Consider the following 3,519-nt stretch of genomic DNA (forward strand, 5'->3'; position numbering starts at 1 on the left):
GGGTGGGAACGGGCTTTCTGGCTGCTATTCTCGCCATGATCCGCCACGGCCGCCGCACCCCATCACCGCGCTGGCCGTGGCGGATCATGGCTCGTCTCATGTTCACTCACCCTTGTATGCTTGTCGCCATCCGTAGCCATACCGGCGCGCCAGTCGTGCCCCGAGCCCCCAGGAGGCCTTAGATGGCGCCCCGCGCCCCCGCCGCGTCTCCGACACCGGACCCGCTCGACACTGCCGTCGAGGTCGCGCTGGAGGTGCGCGCCCGCGGGGGCATGGAGGAGCTACCGGCTGGCGACCCCCTACGGCGCCGGTTCGCCCTGGCGGTAGCCCGGGTGGCCGGGCTCGACCGGCTGCCGCTGAGTCGTCGCGGGCACGCCAGCAGCGCCCGCGACGTCGAGCGCTTCGAGCTGGCCGCGGTCGAAGTCGCCGAGGAGCTGGCTCGCCGGGACGCCCTCACCGCCGGTGGTGCGCTGTGACCGCCGAGCTGGCCCCGGGCGACCGGGTGCGGCGCACCACCCAGACCGGCCCGCTCGACGTCCGGTTCGGGACCGGCACCTTGCTGGAGCGCAAGACCGTTGGCACTCGGACGGGCTGGCACGTCGAGATGGATCTCGGTTCGGGGCCACGGGGCGATCGGTCCTACGTGACGTTCGTGGAGGACGATCTCCTGGTGCCGATCCCTCGGGCGGGGGTCTCGCCGTGACCCTCGAGGCCCCGCTGCCCACGAGTCCCGCCTACCGGAAGGCGGTCCGTCTCGCGCTGCGGGTGCACGCGCGGGGTGGCTACGAATCGTTGCCGAATCGTGATCCTCTGCGCGCCGAGTTCCTCGCCACCGTCGTGCGCGTCGCGGGCCTGGATTCGGCCGCGTCGGCAGTGCGCAGTGTGGCACTCGGCGCGGCGCTGATCCTCGACGAGCGACGGAAGCGGACGTCGGGTCTCCCGGGCGCGACTCTCGCGCCGGCCGACGCCCGGCCGGGGTGTGTCCCGCGCCGGGACCGATCTCGCGTGACCAGGATCCGTCCCGGCGTGACCCGACATGAGCCGGTCGTATCGGAGCCCGATCTCGCGTGAGCGCCGTCCTGCCCGCCGTGGTACGGGTGCCGACCCGCCCGGATCCGAAAGGGCCTCGTGACCTCCGACCCCGGCGATCGTCGGTTCGCGGATAAGCATGCGAGAGGTGGCGTGACGATGGAGAGCGGAGAGGAATGGGTTATGACCGAGGAGCCGACCGATGGCTGATCGTTGGCGGCCAGACGCCCGCGCCTACGAGGCCGCTGCCCATGGCGCGCCGCTCGACACGGCACGCCTGATCGCCGTCGTCGATGCGTGAGCCATGCCGCTTCTGCGACAGCTGCTGTACACAGTTGCCGGACGGGTGGGACCCGTCCGACGACCTGTGCGACAGCTGCGGCTGGGACCGCGCCGTGATGGATAACTTCGCTGTGCTCGACCCGGACGAGGGCGGCACCGATGCCTGACTGCGACCCGCCCGAGGAGACCGAGCCCACCCGCCGCCAGTGCGAGGTCCTCGCCCTGATCGCCGCCGGCCACGCGCAGTGGCGGCGGTGGGAAAGCGCCCCTGCGCTGGAGGACACCACCACCCGCCATGGGCGGCGGATCAACGCCCAGGCCGTCGACGCGCTCATCCTCGACGGCCTGCTGGCCTCCCCGGGTGTCATCCAGCGGTACGCCACGGCGCCCGCCGGGGCCTGTCCGGCGCCGCGCCGAAGCTGCTGGCCGGGCGCATCGCCATGCCGACTGAGCCGACCGGCCCGGACGAGGATGCCGAGCGCCGTGGCTGAGCCCGACGACGACCAGGAACCGCCGCTCACCGAAGGGCAGCGCGCCGCCAACCTCGCCGAGCACGCCCTCGACAGCTACGAGCGGTGGGTCCGCTCCGTCACCCCAGCCGAGGGCGCCCAGGCGTACGTGCTGCTGTCCATCGCAATGTCCCTGTCCGTCCTCGCTACCTGAGACCGCCCGGGTCAAGTCGAATCCGCTTGCCGCGGCGGCGCGGGCGGGACCGGCACCAGGCCAACCGCGGCGTTACCTCAGTCCTCGACTTCCTGCGTCATGTCCGCGTCAACCCACCGCGACCCCCGCCCCGAGATCGGCTGAACCCGAAGCTGCGCCCGGCCGTAGGAGATGCGGGCGTCGAGGACCGTGACGCCCACGAGGATCTTGCCGGTGCCGGGGGCGAGCCACAGTCGGTCGGTGCTGACCATGGCGCGAGCCTCGGTGAGGGTCATGACGTCCCACCTCGCTCGCCCGTGGGATCGAGGGCCCAGTCGCCCACGAGCTGGTCGAGGATGGTGTCGGCGGTGGCGAGCACCCGTGTGGCCGCCGCCTGGACCGCCTTCGTGGTCCCGGCCCAGCCGGCGACGTAGGGCACCGAGTACGTGGCTGCGTCCAGGCCGACCACCGAGGCCACCACGCAGGCCACGGACTCGGCTTCGACCTCGCGGACGTGGCCCGGGGTGCTCACGGTGTGCTTGAGTAGCACGTGGGCCAGCTCGTGACACAACGTTTTCGCGGCCTGTGCGGGTGCGAGGTCTTCGCGCACCCGCACCGTGCGGTGGTCCGGATCGGTGTGGCCGTTCGCGGTTCCGCAGTCGCCGCGCTCCAGGGTGAAACCGGCGGCGGCCACCTGTGCGGCCAGCCCTTCCCACATCCCGGACGGCGCGTCGCCGCGTAGCAGTTCGGGTAGGGCCAGGGCCTCGGCCGCCGAAGTCGGCGGGTTGGCGAGCTGGGAGCGGTCGAACACGCTCACCAGTACGAATCGGGGCTCGTCGTGGCGGGCGGTCGCCTTCTCCGTCCCGGCGCCCTCGCTGGCGCCTCCTTCGACGCGGTCGCCCTCGCTCTTGCCCGCCGCGGCGTGCCGCCGGCCGGACGGAGCCCAGATCCTGATGCCGCGCTCGCCTTTGCGAATCTGGCACCCGAGCGCGTTCCACTCGCGCAGCGACCGCACGTCGCTGGCATCCGGGCACTGCATCAGGATCATGACCTGGTTGTTTGCGCTGTACCGGCGCAGCCAGCGCCGAGACTCGATCAGCCGCTGCCAGCCTTCGGAGGTCAGCAGGGATTCGACCCCGGCCGCGAGCTGGGCGCGCGCCGCCTCTATGCGCTCGGCACGCTGCTCAGGGGTGAGGGGGCCCCGCCTACCCTTGCCGGTGGCGGCCTTTCTGCTGGTAGTGCTCACGGGTTTCCCTGTCGCTATCAGAGGAATCGGATGATGAGGTTGTCGCCCTGGAAATGGCCGGTCTGGCTGATGCGCAGCAGGTCGTCGCGGATCTGCTCGGCGAGCTCGTCGAAGCCGGGGTCGAACCCGCTGTCGGCGAGAACTCCGGTCCGGGTGCATACGACGTCGAGGTTGTGATTGCCGTCGACCCCGACCTCGGTGGCCCCGGGGAAGGTTCGCCGAACGCGATGGGCGATCCGCTCACTCAGGAGCGCGACGAGCCGCTCGGCGTCGAGTGCGGCGACGGCCGACGTGCGGGCGTAGTCGGCGTTCGCCAGATC

General features: G+C 71.9%; 7 protein-coding genes. 4 read left to right on the top strand and 3 right to left on the bottom strand.

Annotation, left to right across the window (positions count from 1 at the left end):
- Nucleotides 1–182: 182 nt before the first annotated feature.
- From AC08OP_RS22845 to AC08OP_RS22860, 4 genes are all read left to right on the top strand, one after another.
- Nucleotides 183–476 carry a hypothetical protein gene (locus AC08OP_RS22845; protein ID WP_476616051.1) on the top strand — a complete coding sequence of 98 codons (294 nt, stop codon included), beginning with the start codon at nt 183–185 and terminating at the stop codon, nt 474–476.
- Nucleotides 473–703 (top strand): hypothetical protein, encoded by a 231-nt coding sequence (locus tag AC08OP_RS22850; RefSeq protein ID WP_476616052.1) that lies wholly within the window; start codon nt 473–475, stop codon nt 701–703. Before AC08OP_RS22845 ends, AC08OP_RS22850 begins: the two co-directional genes overlap by 4 nt.
- On the top strand, nt 700–1,071 hold the full coding sequence (locus AC08OP_RS22855) for a hypothetical protein (RefSeq protein WP_476616053.1): 372 nt from the start codon (nt 700–702) through the stop codon (nt 1,069–1,071). The genes AC08OP_RS22850 and AC08OP_RS22855 overlap by 4 nt, the downstream gene beginning before the upstream one ends.
- Before the next feature lie 399 nt (nt 1,072–1,470).
- Nucleotides 1,471–1,974: a hypothetical protein gene (locus tag AC08OP_RS22860; protein WP_476616054.1), complete on the top strand. Its 504-nt coding sequence runs from the start codon at nt 1,471–1,473 to the stop codon at nt 1,972–1,974.
- A 77-nt stretch (nt 1,975–2,051) separates the two neighbouring features.
- Here AC08OP_RS22860 and AC08OP_RS22865 read toward each other — a convergent pair whose 3' ends face one another.
- The 3 genes from AC08OP_RS22865 to AC08OP_RS22875 form a co-directional block, all read right to left on the bottom strand.
- Nucleotides 2,052–2,249: a hypothetical protein gene (locus AC08OP_RS22865; protein WP_476616055.1), complete on the bottom strand. Its 198-nt coding sequence runs from the start codon at nt 2,247–2,249 to the stop codon at nt 2,052–2,054.
- Nucleotides 2,246–3,199 (bottom strand): ArdC family protein, encoded by a 954-nt coding sequence (locus AC08OP_RS22870; protein WP_476616056.1) that lies wholly within the window; start codon nt 3,197–3,199, stop codon nt 2,246–2,248. The genes AC08OP_RS22865 and AC08OP_RS22870 overlap by 4 nt, the downstream gene beginning before the upstream one ends.
- A 17-nt stretch (nt 3,200–3,216) precedes the next feature.
- Nucleotides 3,217–3,519, bottom strand: a 303-nt coding sequence (locus AC08OP_RS22875; RefSeq protein WP_476616057.1) for a hypothetical protein, incomplete at its 5' end; no start/stop codon positions are given.

The sequence above is a fragment of the Frankia sp. CeRuru1 genome (genome assembly GCF_977966315.1).

What these genes read in the sequence shown, in the direction of transcription:
- AC08OP_RS22845 (WP_476616051.1), top strand. Translation starts at nt 183, where the DNA reads ATGGCGCCCCGCGCCCCCGCCGCGTCTCCGACACCGGACCCGCTCGAC.
- AC08OP_RS22860 (WP_476616054.1), top strand. Translation starts at nt 1,471, where the DNA reads ATGCCTGACTGCGACCCGCCCGAGGAGACCGAGCCCACCCGCCGCCAG.
- AC08OP_RS22865 (WP_476616055.1), bottom strand. Translation starts at nt 2,249, where the DNA reads ATGACCCTCACCGAGGCTCGCGCCATGGTCAGCACCGACCGACTGTGG.